This window comes from Micromonospora sp. NPDC085948, assembly GCF_040686315.1.
Lineage (GTDB): Bacteria > Actinomycetota > Actinomycetes > Mycobacteriales > Micromonosporaceae > Micromonospora.
The window spans coordinates 63,119-77,099 of the sequence record NZ_JBFBJW010000001.1; the positions used below are offsets into that span (position 1 = coordinate 63,119).

General features: G+C 71.5%; 15 protein-coding genes and 1 tRNA gene. 6 read left to right on the forward strand and 10 right to left on the reverse strand.

The window, feature by feature from the left end:
* Window positions 1-62: 62 nt before the first annotated feature.
* From AB0O48_RS00330 to AB0O48_RS00345, 4 genes are all read right to left on the reverse strand, one after another.
* The gene (locus tag AB0O48_RS00330) at window positions 63-269 is read right to left on the reverse strand and encodes a hypothetical protein (protein WP_030333429.1); all 207 of its coding nucleotides are present in this window, start codon (window positions 267-269) and stop codon (window positions 63-65) included.
* Between the two features lie 77 nt (window positions 270-346).
* Window positions 347-1,690, reverse strand: coding sequence for a dipeptidase (locus AB0O48_RS00335; RefSeq protein WP_357254778.1), 1,344 nt, complete (start codon window positions 1,688-1,690; stop codon window positions 347-349).
* A 36-nt stretch (window positions 1,691-1,726) separates the two neighbouring features.
* Window positions 1,727-2,860, reverse strand: a complete 1,134-nt coding sequence (locus AB0O48_RS00340) for a M48 family metallopeptidase (protein WP_365062192.1) — start codon at window positions 2,858-2,860, stop codon at window positions 1,727-1,729.
* Between the two features lie 161 nt (window positions 2,861-3,021).
* Entirely contained in the window at window positions 3,022-3,639 is a 618-nt protein-coding gene (locus AB0O48_RS00345; protein WP_365063215.1) for a hypothetical protein, read from the reverse strand.
* Between the two features lie 524 nt (window positions 3,640-4,163).
* Between AB0O48_RS00345 and AB0O48_RS00350 the strand changes: the two genes are divergently transcribed.
* Window positions 4,164-4,565, forward strand: coding sequence for a rhodanese-like domain-containing protein (locus AB0O48_RS00350; protein ID WP_088949799.1), 402 nt, complete (start codon window positions 4,164-4,166; stop codon window positions 4,563-4,565).
* Between the two features lie 228 nt (window positions 4,566-4,793).
* Here AB0O48_RS00350 and AB0O48_RS00355 read toward each other — a convergent pair whose 3' ends face one another.
* The 3 genes from AB0O48_RS00355 to AB0O48_RS00365 form a co-directional block, all read right to left on the reverse strand.
* The gene (locus AB0O48_RS00355) at window positions 4,794-6,335 is read right to left on the reverse strand and encodes a cobyric acid synthase (protein WP_357571763.1); all 1,542 of its coding nucleotides are present in this window, start codon (window positions 6,333-6,335) and stop codon (window positions 4,794-4,796) included.
* On the reverse strand, window positions 6,332-7,390 hold the full coding sequence (locus AB0O48_RS00360; protein WP_365062195.1) for a cobalamin biosynthesis protein: 1,059 nt from the start codon (window positions 7,388-7,390) through the stop codon (window positions 6,332-6,334). The genes AB0O48_RS00355 and AB0O48_RS00360 overlap by 4 nt, the downstream gene beginning before the upstream one ends.
* Before the next feature lie 205 nt (window positions 7,391-7,595).
* Window positions 7,596-8,390: a single-stranded DNA-binding protein gene (locus AB0O48_RS00365; protein WP_365062199.1), complete on the reverse strand. Its 795-nt coding sequence runs from the start codon at window positions 8,388-8,390 to the stop codon at window positions 7,596-7,598.
* A gap of 304 nt (window positions 8,391-8,694) precedes the next feature.
* Between AB0O48_RS00365 and AB0O48_RS00370 the strand changes: the two genes are divergently transcribed.
* Window positions 8,695-9,117, forward strand: coding sequence for an HPF/RaiA family ribosome-associated protein (locus AB0O48_RS00370; protein ID WP_357254647.1), 423 nt, complete (start codon window positions 8,695-8,697; stop codon window positions 9,115-9,117).
* A 122-nt stretch (window positions 9,118-9,239) separates the two neighbouring features.
* Window positions 9,240-10,229, forward strand: coding sequence for an alpha/beta hydrolase (locus AB0O48_RS00375; RefSeq protein ID WP_357254649.1), 990 nt, complete (start codon window positions 9,240-9,242; stop codon window positions 10,227-10,229).
* A 29-nt stretch (window positions 10,230-10,258) separates the two neighbouring features.
* Here the strand turns inward: AB0O48_RS00375 and AB0O48_RS00380 are convergent, their stop codons facing one another.
* Window positions 10,259-10,954 (reverse strand): hypothetical protein, encoded by a 696-nt coding sequence (locus AB0O48_RS00380; RefSeq protein ID WP_357254651.1) that lies wholly within the window; start codon window positions 10,952-10,954, stop codon window positions 10,259-10,261.
* 160 nt (window positions 10,955-11,114) lie between these two features.
* Between AB0O48_RS00380 and AB0O48_RS00385 the strand changes: the two genes are divergently transcribed.
* A tRNA-Arg gene (locus AB0O48_RS00385) sits at window positions 11,115-11,187 on the forward strand.
* A gap of 47 nt (window positions 11,188-11,234) precedes the next feature.
* Here AB0O48_RS00385 and AB0O48_RS00390 read toward each other — a convergent pair.
* On the reverse strand, window positions 11,235-11,927 hold the full coding sequence (locus AB0O48_RS00390; protein WP_365062202.1) for a site-specific integrase: 693 nt from the start codon (window positions 11,925-11,927) through the stop codon (window positions 11,235-11,237).
* A gap of 241 nt (window positions 11,928-12,168) precedes the next feature.
* Here AB0O48_RS00390 and AB0O48_RS00395 point away from each other — a divergent pair, with 241 nt between their 5' ends.
* Window positions 12,169-12,402, forward strand: a complete 234-nt coding sequence (locus tag AB0O48_RS00395; RefSeq protein WP_365062205.1) for a hypothetical protein — start codon at window positions 12,169-12,171, stop codon at window positions 12,400-12,402.
* Window positions 12,403-12,646: 244 nt separating this feature from the next.
* A complete protein-coding gene (locus AB0O48_RS00400; RefSeq protein ID WP_365062207.1) occupies window positions 12,647-12,943 on the forward strand; it encodes a hypothetical protein in 297 nt (98 codons plus the stop codon).
* Window positions 12,944-13,461: 518 nt separating this feature from the next.
* Here AB0O48_RS00400 and AB0O48_RS00405 read toward each other — a convergent pair.
* Complete coding sequence (locus AB0O48_RS00405; RefSeq protein ID WP_357254656.1) at window positions 13,462-13,959, reverse strand: MarR family winged helix-turn-helix transcriptional regulator; 498 nt, start codon at window positions 13,957-13,959, stop codon at window positions 13,462-13,464.
* Window positions 13,960-13,981 lie beyond the last annotated feature (22 nt).

The window sequence follows — 13,981 nt, forward strand, 5'->3', positions numbered from 1 at the left end:
CACCTGCGCGGACGACGGTTCGGGGCCTGCGGCAGGCCGTCCAGGCCTCAGGAAACAGGCGGCTAGGCGGAGACGGGCTCCTCGATGCGCAACCCCCGCGCACGGACCTCGCCAGCGACCCGGGAGAGCACCGAGTCGAGGGCGACCAGAGCGGCGGAGAGCTCACCGAGCTGTTCGTTGAGCGTGTCCTCGGACCACGCGGAGACGTCGACATCTCCCAGTGCGCTGACGGCGGCCCCCAACCGGGCCATCACCTCGTTCGTACTCATGTACGAAAGGCTATAACAGCCAGCCATCCGACACGCCGTAAAATCCCAGATCAGACCGGAAGTTGCCGTTCCGACACCTACCTCCCCGCTGCGGCCACCTTGCCCAGCAGCAGCGCCTCGGCGAGGCAGACCCGGGCGAACTCCCCCAGGTGCAGACTCTCGTTCGGGCCGTGCGCGCGGGCGTGCGGATCCTCCACACCGGTCACCAGGATCGCCGCGTTCGGGAACATCTCCTGGAACGTGGCGATGAACGGGATCGAACCGCCGATGCCGATGTCCACCGGCTCGGTGCCGTCCCAGGCGGCCCGGAACGCCGCGCGGGCGGCGTCGAACATCGGCCCGGACGCGTCGATCACACACGGGTTGCCGTCGTGCTCCAGGCTGACGGTCACCTGGGCGCCCCACGGGGCGTGCTTCTCCAGGTGGGCGCGCACCGCCGCGTACGCCCGCTTCGGGTCGTCCCCCGGCGCGAGGCGGACGTTGAGCTTCGCCTTGGCGGCCGGCACCAGGGCGTTCGGCGCCTCGCCGGTGGCCGGCGCGTCGATGCCGAGCACCGCCACGGCGGGTTTGGTCCAGAGCCGGTCGGTGAGCTGTCCGGTGCCGACGAACTGCACGCCCTCGGCCAGGCCGGCCTCGGCGCGGAACCGGTCCTCCGGGTAGTCGACGGTGGCCCCCTCCCGGCCGACCAGCCCGTCCACCACCACGTCACCGGCGTCGTCGTGCAGGCTCGCCAGCAGCCGGACCAGCGCGGTGAGCGCGTCCGGGACGGCGCCGCCGAACATGCCGCTGTGCACCGCGTGGTCCAGCGTGCGCACCTCGACGAAACAGTTGACGACGCCGCGCAGCGAGGTGGTCAACGCCGGTACGCCCACGTCCCAGTTGCTGGAGTCGGCGATCACGATGACATCCGAGGTGATCTGGTCGCGGTGCTCGGCGAGCAGCCGCTCCAGCGAGTCGGAGCCGTACTCCTCCTCACCCTCGATGAAGAGCACCACGCCGACCGGCAGCGCGTCCCCGTACGCCCGCAGTGCCGCCACGTGCGCCATGACACCGGCCTTGTCGTCGGCCGCGCCCCGGGCGTAGAGCCGGCCGTCCCGTTCCACCGGCTCGAACGGGTCGGACTCCCACAGCGACCGGTCGCCGACCGGCTGCACGTCGTGGTGGGCGTAGAGCAGAACGGTCGGCGCGCCGGGCGGGGCGGCTCGACGACCGATCACCGCCGGCTGGCCACCGGAACGCACGATGTCGACGTCCAGGCCGCAGCCGCGCAGCAACTCGGCGACCGCCTCGGCGGAGCGTTCCACGTGGGAATGGTCGAAACCCTCGAAGGCGATGCCGGGGATGCGGACGAGGCGTTCCAGGTCGGCACGGACGCCGGGCATCTCCCGCTCGACGGCGGCCCGCACCTCGGACTCGGACATGATCGGTGAGGTCATGACCGGAATCGTATGCCGGCCTTACCGGGTCGTGCCGGCGGAGCCCGTACCGTCGCCGCCGTCCGCCGGGCCGGCGCCCGGGGCGGCCCGACCGGCGCGCTGCGCGCGGCCCGCCGCCTCGGTGGCGGCATCCACCCAGGAGCGGGCCCGACCGGCGGTGCCGCCGACCCACTCGCCGACGTCGCTCGCGCCGTCGCCGAACCGGCGCAGCAGCCCGACCAGCGGGTCGGTGGAGCGGCTGAACTCCTCCCGGTACGAGTCGGCAGCCGCCTTGATCTCCTCGGAGACGCTCGTCGAGCTGTCCTCGTCGCGGCGCGGATAGTCCCCACCCAGCACCCGCCCGTACGCCCCGGAGTCGATCCACTGGCGCAGTTGCGCCGCCCGTGCCACCGGCGCGGGATGGGTGCTCCACGCCGTCATCCGGATCTTGTGCAGGCTGTCGCGCAGGTCCCCGCCCCCGGCGTACTCGGCGGCCTGCTCCAGGAACGCGGTCGTGTCGATCTGGGACAGGTCACCGCCGCCGGCGAGCTTCATCAGCAGCCGCAGCGCGGCGGCCGGGTCCTGCCCGGCGAGCAGACCGGCTCGGTCGGCGGACAGTTCCGCCTTGCGCCACCACTCCAGCATCGCGGCGATGATCGCCCGCAGCGCGATCGCGCCCACCGGCAACCAGCTCAGGTTGGCCGCCCACCGGGTGAGGATCATGAGCATGGTCTTGTAGACCGCGTGCCCGCTGCCCACGTGCCCCAACTCGTGGCCGAGCAGGCAGCGCAGCTCGTCCTCGTCGAGTTGCTGCTCGCACGCGGAGTTCAGCACGATGAACGGCCGCTCCAGCCCGACCGCCTCGGCGCCCAACCAGGGCGACTGGGTCACGTACAGCTCGGGCAGCTCGGCCACGTCGAGCGCCGCCGCGGCCTCGGTGTAGCGCTGCCACACCGCCGGGTACTGCCGGTGATCGACCCGGATGCCGGAGGCCAGCACGGACAGCCGGAACCCGCGCTCGTTCCACATGCCGAAGAACGACCGCACCACGTCGTCGAAACCGCGCAGCTCCCGCAACGCGACAAGGGCGCCCCGGTCGGCCGGATGCTCCCAGGCCCGCGAGCTGATCCCGGTGAGCGTGATCCGGCGCCGCGCGGGCGGCTCCGTTGCCGACATGATGAGTCCCCCGTTCGCCGCGCGCCCTGAGCGCTGTCACGTGGTGCTTCTGGCGTCGTCGTTCCCGCGTCGTGCTGCTCGCGTCGTCCTTGTTGCATCGTGCCGCTCGCGTCGTCCTTCTCGCATCGTGCCGGAGCCGGTGCCGCTCGTCCACTGCCCGCTCAACGGATGCGCGCGTAGTAGCGGTCCGCGTCGGACGGCAGCCTCGGCGCGCCGTCGACGAGCAGGTCGGCGCGGGCGGCCGTGCCGTCGGCGGCGAAGTGCGCCCGCTCCCCGGCGTGCCAGCGACGCAGCTCGGGCAGGATCTCCGACCCGTCCCGAGCGACCGCGCGGGCCAGCCGCACCGACGCGGGCGCGGTGACGAACACCGACAGGGTCGCCTCCGGCCGGACCACCGCGCGGGCAGCGGTGACCCCCTCCACCACCAGCACCTGCGCCACCGGCACCGGCACCGGCCGGGCCAGGAAGCGCTGCCGCACCCAGCTGTAGCGCCGGTAGGCACCCGGTTTCCCTTCGCGCAGCGGGGCGAGCACCTCCTCGTCGAGCCGTGGCCAGAAGGTGACCTGGTCGTCCCAACCGTCGAGCAGGTCGTCGGTGTGCACGACGGGCGGGCGAGCACCGCCCAGCCGCACCGCCAGGGCATCCGCGAGGTGCGCGGCGAACCGGCTCTTACCCGCGCCGCTCGGCCCGTCGACCGCGACGAGCCGGGTCCGCCCCAATCGCGCCGGGCCCGCGAGCGCCCGACGAGCCAGTTCGGCGTACGCCTCGACAACCACCACGCCCGGCCGGTCCCCGGCCTTGCCGGCGTCCCCCAGTTCGTCGGCGTCCCCCGGCTCGTCGGCGTCCCCCAGCTCGTCGGCGTCCCCGGCCCCGCCGGCGGCCACCCACTCGTCGGCAGGCCCGGCCTTGCCGGCGTCCCCCGGCTCGTCGGCGTCCCCAGCCCTGCCGGTCGCGGGTCCTGCCGTGTTCAGGGCTTCGCGGCCCGACACCGGCCGGCCGGTGTCGGGGCTCAGCACAGCCTCGCCTGCTGCATGACCGAAGTATGCCGCCGCAACCACGGATGATCGACTCCAGATCACGGATGTCGCGGTATCCCCGACAGCGGGACACCGCGATATCCCTGAGGTCGAGTGGATCATGCTGCAACAGCGGTCGAGGTTGGCCATTCCGACTCGTCCGGCTGACCACCCTGGCCGAGTGCCGTCACGTCCGGGGGAATTGGGGCGGCGACGGGTGACGGGCGACCCGTTCGCCGTCCGGGGCGCTACCAAATCGGCATGATCGGGTGGTGCTCCGAGACGTGATGAGCCCCGGCATCGACGCCCTGCTCGAACAGGCCCGCGCCGGGCTGCACCGACTGACCCCGCAGCAGACCGTCGAGGCGGTCCGCGGCGGCGCGCTGCTGGTCGACACCCGCACCGACCTGCAACGCCGAGAACAGGGCGACCTGCCGGGTGCGGTCGTCATCGACCGGACCGTGCTGGAATGGCGGCTCGATCCGGCCAGCGCCTGGCGGATCCCCGAAGCCACCGGATACGACCGGGAGATCGTGCTGGTGTGCCGGCAGGGCTACAGTTCCAGCCTCGCCGCCGCCAGCCTGCAGACCCTCGGTCTACGCCGGGCGACCGACATGATCGGCGGTGTGGACGCCTGGCTCGCCGCCGGTCTCCCCACCACCGACCGGCCAGCCGACATCCGCCCCTGAATCCCACCGCCTCGCCGGCGCGCTGCCGACACCCAGATCAAGATCGCGCTCGATCCCGGAACCAGGCCCCTCCCGTCGCTCGCGAGGCCACTACAACCAGGATCGTGCACGATCATGCGGAGGCGGTGACCCGCGAGGGCAACCCACTCGCGAGGGCACCCCACTCGCGAGGGCGCCGCGAACACCCCGGGCGCGGCCCGGTCCCCCAACACTCCGCATTGGACAGGGTCAGGACGGTGGCGGGCCGGGTGGAATGAAGGGTAGGCCGGCGGGTGGGCCGGCTTCGATGAGACGCCAGAGGGCAGCGGTGTCCAGGTGCTCCTCGACCAGGTCACCGAGCAGGTCGAGTGAACGCTCCCGCGCGGCGGCGAAGCTGGTCGTCGGCGCGACCCGGAATCCACTACGCCCGGCCAGGCGAGCCGCCTCGGTGAGGAACCACCTGCGGAACCCGTCGGACTCGAACGCCCCGTGCCAGTGCGTGCCGTGCACCGCGCCGAGCACGGCTCCCTCGCCGACACCGTCGTCGCCGGTCAGCAACGGGGCCAGGGTGGGGTCGGTGTGCGAGACGTACCCGTGGTGGATCTCGTAACCGCGCACCGCGAGGTCGCCGTGGGCGGTGCCCACCGACTGTCGGACGGTCTTGCGGGGATCGAAGGTGATCTCGATGGGCAGCAGGCCGAGCCCCGGTACGCTGCCCCGCCGGCTCTCCACCGTGTCGTGGATGGCGCGGCCGAGCATCTGAAAGCCGCCGCAGAGGCCGAGCAGTGGCTTACCGGCCGCCACGTGGGTGACCACCGCGTCGGCGAGACCCGTCTCGCGCAGCCAGGCCAGGTCGGCGACGGTGGACTTGGAGCCGGGCAGGACGACCAGGTCGGCGGCGGCCAACTCGGCCGGCTCGATGGTGAGACGTACGCGAACGCCCGGTTCGGTGGCCAGGGCCTCCACGTCGGTCGCGTTGCTGATCCGGGGTAGGCGAACGACCGCCACGTCCAACCACTCGGTGCCGTGCGGGGCCGCGGGGCGGCCGAGCACCCGGCCGTAGGCGAGGGAGTCTTCCGCGTCGAGCCACAGGTCCAGTGCCCAGGGCAGCACTCCGTACGTGGGCCGACCCGTGACGTGACGCAGCATGTCCAGCCCCGGCTGGAGCAGCCCCCGGTCACCCCGGAACTTGTTGATCACGAAGCCGGCGATCAGTGCCTGGTCCGCCGGGTCCAGGAGGGCGACGGTGCCGAACATCGAGGCGAAGACGCCGCCACGGTCGATGTCGCCCACCACGATGGTGGGCAGGTTGGCGTGCCGGGCCAGCCCCATGTTGACATAGTCACCGGCCCGTAGGTTGATCTCCGCGGGGCTGCCGGCGCCCTCGCAGATCACCACGTCGTACGCGTCGCGCAGCTCAGCGAGTGCGGCGTACGCGGTCTCGGCGAGCCGGGGACGCAGGTGCCGGAACGTGCCGGCGGTGATCGTGTCGACCGCCTCGCCGAGCAGGACCACCTGACTGGCCAGGTCGCTGCCCGGCTTGAGCAGGACCGGGTTGAACCGCAGGTCGGGGGCGAGGCCACAGGCAGCGGCCTGCATGGCCTGGGCCCGTCCGATCTCGCCGCCGCGCCCGTCCGGCCCGACGACCACCGCCGAGTTGTTCGACATGTTCTGTGCCTTGTACGGCGCCACCTTCACGCCCTGCCGGTGCAGCCAACGACAGATACCGGCGGTGAGCACGCTCTTGCCGGCGTCGGAGGTCGTGCCGGCGACCAGCAGCCCGCCGCTCACCGCCCCCTCCCCGCTCCGACAGCTCGCAGCCCGCGCCCGCCGGTCACCGCAGAAAACCCGCGCCCTCCGGTCACGGCGGACAACCCGCGCCGACTCACGAAGCCGACCAGACGGCCGAAGGTCACCGGGTACACGGCGGCCAGCCCGACCGCGGCCAGCCCGACCGAGCCGGAGATCCGGGCGGCCCGCTTGAGGTGGCGCGCCTCCGGGCGGGGGCCGTCGCCGAGGAACGGCCGCACCTCGGAGCGCCCGAAGTAGACGTTGCGGCCACCGAGGCGGACGCCGAGCGCGCCGGCCATCGCCGCCTCGCACTGGCCGGCGTTGGGGCTCGGGTGGTCGTTGCGGTCACGCCGCCATACCCGCCAGGCCCGTTGCCGATCCCCGTGGGCGACCGGCGCGACAGCGATGGTGAGCAGCCCGGTCAGCCTCGACGGCACCAGGTTGAGGACATCGTCCAACCGCGCGGCCGGTGTGCCGAATCGGGCGTAGCGCGCCGACCGGTGCCCGACCATCGCGTCGAGGGTGTTTGCCGCCCGGTAGCCCAGCAGGCCGGGCAGGCCGGCGACCGCACCCCAGACCAGAGGGGCGACAACCGCGTCGGAGGTGTTCTCGGCGACCGACTCGACGGTGGCGCGGGCCAATTCCGACTCGCCCAACGTCGACGGGTCCCGCCCACAGAGGTGGCCGAGGCGTCGCCGGGCGGCGGGCAGATCACCGTCACGCAGCGTCCGACCCATGGTGGTGGCTTCGTGGCGAAGCGTGCGACCACCCAGCACGGTCCAGGTGCCGGCGGCCACCAGCGCCGCCCGGGTCACCGGCCGGTGGCGGGTAGCCGCGGCGGCGACCGCCCCGAGCAGCACCGGCCCGCCCACGGCCAGCGCGGTGAACGCGGCGCCCGCCGTCCGATCCGGGCGGTAGAGGCGGCGCTCCAACGCACCCGCGGCCTGCCCGAAACCGGCCACCGGGTGCCACCGGCGCGGATCACCGAGCAGCCTGTCCAGCGCGTACCCGGCCAGCAACCCCACCGCGTTCGCCACCGGCGCGGTCCGTCGCACGTGCACCACCTCCCAGGCCGGCCAGCCTAGACGAGCGTCCCGGAAACCGGCCCGACCCACGGCGCTCCCAGGCGGCCAGCGCCTGCTGGCGGATCGCAGCCGACGATCCTCCGCTGACCCCGCCGATGCCGTCACGCGGGGTGACGACGCTGGTCGCGCCGCCACCCCGCCCCCGTCGTGCCAGGTCAGTCCTCGAACCGATCGGTCAGGCCGGCTGCGGGATCCTTCCCCGACCACGCCGCCCGCGGCCGGCCGGCGGCGGCTCCGGCTGCCCCTCGTCCGGCACCGGCCCCAACTCGTCGTCCGGGTCATGGCCGCCGCCGTTGTCCGCCTCGGATGGGAGCCCCAACTCGCCGTCGACACCCGCCGGGACGTTGCCCGGCCCGATCTGCCCGCTGGTCGGGGTAACACCGCCGGGCGAGGAGAAATCGTCGGTCGGAGGACCATCGGCGTCCATCGGGTCGTCGAGGTACGGACTGGTTCGCAGCGCGGCGTAGTCGGGCAGCTCGAAGTCGTCATCCAGCGGGCGGTCGTCGGGGAGCACGGGCTCGTGCCCGGCCGGCACCGGCTCGGTGGGCTCGCCGTGCACCCGACTCTCGGCCTCGGAGTCCTCCACGGTGCTGGTGGTCATGCTCGGTCGGTTGCGCAGGAACCGGGCTCGACCGCGGGACAGGTCGTGGCCGACGGCAACCGCCTCCAACTCGTAGACGGCGCGGTGGTTGCCGGCGTCGTCGGTCCAGTCGCGGGTGTAGAGCCGCCCGCAGACCACCACCGGATCGCCGACCATCACGGACGCCGCCACGCCTTCGGCGAGCTTGCGCCAGCAGTTGACGCGTACGCGCAGCGAATTGCCGTCGACCCACCTGCCGCTGTCCCGGTCGAGTCGGCGGGCGGTGGAGGCGACCTTGAAGTTGGCCACCAGCGTGTTGCTCTGGCTGGTGCGTCGCCATTCGGGAGCAGTCAGCACATTGCCGACAATTGTTACGTAGGTGTCGAACATCGTCCCTCCAGGGGGATCGGGGCCTGCGAACGCGAGTCGACTCGACACCGAGCCTGGGCGCTGCGGGCGAGCCTCACCAGCGCGCAGGCCGAACCTGTGGACGACGAACCCACCTGTGGACAAAGCCCTGATCACGCGCTGATGTGGTACGGCCGACCCGGCCACCCCGGCGTCGGCGGTTTCCGAGACCAACCACTTTGGGTAAGCACTTGATCAACGCACCACCGACAGCTCCACGTCGACGAGAGGTCAGCTTCATGATGATCACCAGAATCGGCTCCGCGATCGCTTCCGAGGCACGGCGATGAGCGCCGCGGCGAACCCGGCCACCGTCGCCGAGTGCCTGCGGGTGGGCACCGGGTTCTCGCAGGGCGACCGCAACTGGATCGCCGAGCAGTTCGCCACGCTCGACGCTCGGCTGGCCAGCTTCCACGCCGACGCCACCGAGCTGGAGGTGTCGGTGAAGGACCGGGAGGCACGTGGTCAGAAGGTCACCCTGGAGTGCTGGATCGCTGGCCGACAGAAGATCGTCACCACCTCCGCCGAAGAGGACCTGCACGCCGCGCTCAACGACGTCCGCGACGACCTGCGCCGCCGGCTCAACGACGCCAAGACCCGTCAGGAGCCCCGGCACAACAAGCACCTGCGCGACATCCCGCAGCCCCAGGGCGAGCTGGACCCCACCGACGAGCAGGACCCCGAGCGCGCCGACACGGAGACTGCCTGACCTCACCCGCTCCGCTCCGCGATCTTGCACTGTCGTATCCCCAGTCAGTGCAAGATCGCGGGAGCACGGGGCAGCCAGGCGAGGGCTACCGTTCGGTAGGTTGGCGGCGTAGCGTCGCGTTCGTGGAACCGGACGTGTTGGGGCCGCCGTACGAACGGCAGACGATCGACCTGGGCACCGACGACGAAGGACCTGTCGTCGCGACCCTGGTCCGGCGCCGGGCCGAGCGCCCCAGCGGGCGGGCCGTCCTCTACGTGCACGGGTTCGTCGACTACTTCTTCCAGACCCACCTCGCCGACTTCTTCGCCGAGCGCGGCTGGGACTTCTACGCGCTCGACCTACGCAAATACGGGCGCAGCCTGCTCCCGGGCCAGACCCCGAACTTCTGCCGCGACATCAGCGACTACTTCCCCGAGCTGGACGCCGCCGCCGAGATCATCCGCTCCGACGACGGGCACGACACCCTGCTGGCGATGGGCCACTCCACCGGTGGTCTGATCCTTCCGCTCTGGGCAGACGCCCGCCGCGACACCGGCACCGTCGACGGCCTGGTCCTGAACAGCCCCTTCTTCGACCTGAACGCCCCCTGGGCGGTGCGCCGACCCCTCGCGGCCGCCGTCTCCCGACTGGGCCGCAGGGCGCCGCACCGCATCCTGCCGCTCGGGCTGGGCACCGTGTACGGCGAGAGCCTGCACTCCGACCACCGCGGCGAGTGGACCTATGACCTGGCCTGGAAGCCGCTGGCCGGCTTTCCGGTCCGGGCCGGCTGGGTGAACGCGATCCGCACGGGCCAGCGCCGGCTGCGCGCCGGTCTGGACATCCCGGTTCCGGTGCTGCTGGCCTGCTCAACCCGCTCCTTCCGGGGCACCCGGTGGCACGACAACGCGACCCTCGCCGACGCCGTTCTGGACGTCGAGCACATGGTCCGGTATGCGCCACGCCTCGGCCGCCACGTCACAGTGGCCCGCTTCGACGGCGGGCTGCACGACCTGACGCTCTCCGGCCCGGCCGTCCGCAAGAAGGTCTTCGACGAGGTCGGCCGCTGGGCCGACGCGTTCCTCGCCGCCGGCCCCACCGCCCCCGAAGCGGCAGGCGCGGCGACAGCCGGCTGACCGGTCCGGAGGACGGCGCGGCTGGCAGCTCAGACGTCGCCGGGCGTCGCCGGGAGGACCGCACGGATCCGGTCGAAGGTCGCCACCGGATGCTCGCCGACGCCAGGCAACACCAGACCCAGGCAGTACGGCGACAGCTCCCCCGACGCGTCGGGCTGGACGACGAAGACCGGGGCGCCCACGTACCCCTCCGGTAGTTCGGTGGTGATCCGCACGGCGTCCCCGTCGCGGACCACCCGCTCGATCGCGACCTCCAGCGGACGCGACCCGTCCTCGCGTACACCGTGGGCCAGCACGAAAGCGGAACCGGCGTCGGCGGTGAGGCGGGCGACCACCTCGGGCCCGGCGGCGATCCCCGCGGGCACCGGCTGGACGCGCCAGCGCCAGCCGCCGTCCCCGGCGTACCGGTGCAGACCCGCGGTCGGCAGCACCGCGACGCCGTCGCCCGGGAAGCGGGACCAGCCGGGCACGATCTCAACCGCGGCAACGGCGGCCGGGGCGACCCCGGCCGGCTCGGTGACGCTCGCCCGCAGCCCCAGCTCCCCACCCGGCCCGCCGACCAGGTCGGCCGCCGTCAGCAGCGACTCCCCCACCGGGTCGTCGCCATCCTGGAAGAAGAACGCGGTGCCGACATCCTCGCCCGACCGGTACGGCAAGATGGCCCGGCCGACGATCTGGCACAGCTCGTAGGCGACGTCGCTCTCAACGTCGGGTTCCAGCAGCACCAGCCAAAGGTACGGTCCGGGGCCACGTCGGTCCGCGGGAACCCGGATGCCCGACACGCGATCGACGTGAGACCCTGCTCGGCAACGTGGACGCGGGCACCCTTTTCGCCACTGGGCAGGAGGGCGGCGGTACCCTCTGGGCGCGACATCCACGCCACACGCGCCCGTAGCTCAGCGGATAGAGCAGGGGACTTCTAATCCCAAGGCCGCAGGTTCGAATCCTGCCGGGCGCACCCTTTTCCGCCGCAGGTCAACGGGCCGCCGTGCCCGATCCCGTCGATCACCTCGCCCCCCGTACAGCCATTCGTACAGCCAAGTCAGCCGAGAGGTGCTTCGCGGCCTCGTCCACGGCGGTCCGTTCGATCTCCGGCAGGACGTGCGCGTAGGTGTTCATGGTCAGCCCGATCTGGCTGTAACCGAGCACCTTCATCACGGTCCGGGGCGAGGCACCGGAGACGAGCAGGAATGTGGCGCACGCGTGCCGCAGGTCGTGCAGCCGCTTGGCCTCATCCACGCCCAGGGCGCGACGCTCGATCTGCCTCATGGCCGGCGGACGGACCGACTTGGCGGCGTTGCGGTGCACCAACTCCTCCCGCTCCGCGTCACCGAGTGAGTTCCGGATCAGCCCGTGGATGTGCCGAACCGTCGTCGCCGACAGACCTGCGTCTGTCTTCTCGGCCAGCAGCCGGCGGATGACGGTCGGCGTCAGCTTGTCGAGTGCCAGCCGGCCAAGCGCCGGGCAGACGTGGTTCTCAATGAGCTTCCGGTAGCCCTGCAACGTCGACGGCCGTTTCCCGTCACGCTCCTTCATCCGCAACCACTCGTCCAGCCACTCCCCGGCCGTCCGAGGAGCGGCGGCGAGGTTCTGCCCCTGCTCCTGGCGGCGGCGCAGGTCGGCCAGCTTGCCGAGCACTTCCCGTTCCGTCTTGCCGTAGACCCACTTCCGCGACCGCTTGCCCTCACCCCAGCCCACGTCGAGCACCGCAGTAGGACTTCAGGGCTGGTCTGGTTGGGCTACGGGGGTCTTGGCCTCATCGGGCTAGTGCTGACCGTAGTCGGCGTCGCCAGGGCGCGGAGCGGCGGTAGCGGTGACTCACCTAGTGAGTGAACGTCCGCTTCTGCCGCCGAGCGGGCGCCCCGTTCCGTGACGTCGGGGGGTGGGGCGGACGCCCGGCCGATGAGCGTATGTTGGGAGCAGCGAAGGGCGGATCGCCGTGATCCCGACACTGATCTTGTTCGGCCTTGTATTCGGACGCTGGTGGCGGTTGTCGCTCATCGCCGCCGCTCTGGGGTGGCCAGTCCTGCTCGCCGCCGACGACGCGATGAGTGTCGGGCCGGGGTTGCTCGGCGCGTCTGGGCTCGCCATAGCCAACACCGGCGTCGGCGTGTTGATTCATCAGGGCATCCTGCGAATGATGCGCGCGCTGAGAACCGAGCAGGACCGTTAATCTGCCGCGATCCGCTCGGATGTCGCAGATCAGTTGGCGGACGACCGTCGCGCATCAGTCGACGGAGGGCAGGTCCGCGACGTTCGAGACTGCCGAATTCCGCTCTATTAGATCAAGGCACCGCGCGAAGCGCGGCGCGACCGCGCCGGCACGGCGCCGCGCTCTGGACCTCCGGCCCGCCGCGCACGCCGGCCGGCCGCACCGTCGGGTTGTCCGCGCCATTGACGCATGTGACACTCCCGCAGTGTCCACCTTGCTGACCGCGCTGTCCGCCATCGTGATCCTGGCCGTGGCCAGCGGCGTCTACGGCTTTTTCACGAGCAGGCGACGGATGCACGCACTACGACGCGGAACTGACTACCAGCCGCCGTGGATTGCCAACGTCCTGCTTGCCGTCGTATCGGGCCTGGCATGCGCGTGGGTCTCAATATCATGGTCGAAGCCAGAGCACCCGTGGCTGACCCTGCTGCTCTGGCTCGTGATCTGGACACCCCTGTTCTACTGGTCCGGGTTGAGGCGGATCACGGCCCGACGCAAGTAGCGAGCGGCAAAGAACGCGGCAAGAACAGCAGTTCCCGGGGCTCCGCCCCGAACCTCGGCCCTCCTCAGAGATCCGCTCTTAGCCAGGAAGCCAAACTGATCGATTCGTGGCACCCTACCGGCATGGCGAGAGCGAGTAGATCGGCGTGGTTCCGTATGACTCGGACGCAGCGAGGGATCTGCGTCGTCGCACTGTGCGTGGGGTTGGCAGGGATCGCACTGGGCTTGGCCCTGAACCCTGCACTCGGGGGAATCATCGCGTCGGTATCCATGCTCGTCGGGATCTTTACGTCGATATTCGCCCCGCCGGATCCCCCAGCTCCAAGGTGACTGGAGCAGCAGCGGCGCTGGCTGTACAGCCATCCATACAGCCAAGCGCGCCCGCTAAAGCGGACGCCACCCGACAACCACGGACGGTCTGACCAGGGACACGGCCACCCGACCAGCCATCCCTGATCTTCTTCTAGTCCCAAGGCCGCAGGTTCGAATCCTGCCGGGCGCACCCTTTTCCGCCGAAGGTCATGGGCTTTTCGGTCTCTGTCGATCGTCGCCGGCTTCGGGTTCATCCAGCCTCCGGGCGATCTGTTCGATGGCGATGAGGTCTGCTGGGACGAGCCGGTCGATGAAGTGGCGTCGTACCGACTCGACGTGGGCCGGTGCGGCGTTTTCGAGTGCGTCCAGACCTTGCGCGGTGAGGACGAGGAAGCAGCCTCTGCCGTCGGTCGGGTCAGGTGTGCGCCTCAGGAGACCGCGCGCCTCCATCCGGGTGGCGTGCCGGGACAGCCGGCTGCGTGACCAGCCCATCTTGTCGGCCTGTTCCCCCAGGGTGCTGGTGTGGCCGGGCCGCTCCGACAGGGTGCTCAGTACCTCGTAGTCGGGTTCGGAGAGCCCGATCGCGGCCAGATCGCGCGCCGTGCCGGTCTGGACGGCGACCACTACGCGCAGGAACGCCCGCCACGCCCGCTCCTCGTCAGGATTCAACCAACGCACGGTCTTGGTCGGCGGCTTCGTTGACATGTAATCAACCTAGCATCTACAC

Coding starts and splice junctions, on each gene's coding strand:
- AB0O48_RS00330 (WP_030333429.1), bottom strand. CDS start 269: ATGAGTACGAACGAGGTGATGGCCCGGTTGGGGGCCGCCGTCAGCGCA.
- AB0O48_RS00335 (WP_357254778.1), bottom strand. CDS start 1,690: ATGTCCGAGTCCGAGGTGCGGGCCGCCGTCGAGCGGGAGATGCCCGGC.
- AB0O48_RS00340 (WP_365062192.1), bottom strand. CDS start 2,860: ATGTCGGCAACGGAGCCGCCCGCGCGGCGCCGGATCACGCTCACCGGG.
- AB0O48_RS00350 (WP_088949799.1), top strand. CDS start 4,164: ATGAGCCCCGGCATCGACGCCCTGCTCGAACAGGCCCGCGCCGGGCTG.
- AB0O48_RS00365 (WP_365062199.1), bottom strand. CDS start 8,390: ATGTTCGACACCTACGTAACAATTGTCGGCAATGTGCTGACTGCTCCC.
- AB0O48_RS00370 (WP_357254647.1), top strand. CDS start 8,695: ATGAGCGCCGCGGCGAACCCGGCCACCGTCGCCGAGTGCCTGCGGGTG.
- AB0O48_RS00405 (WP_357254656.1), bottom strand. CDS start 13,959: ATGTCAACGAAGCCGCCGACCAAGACCGTGCGTTGGTTGAATCCTGAC.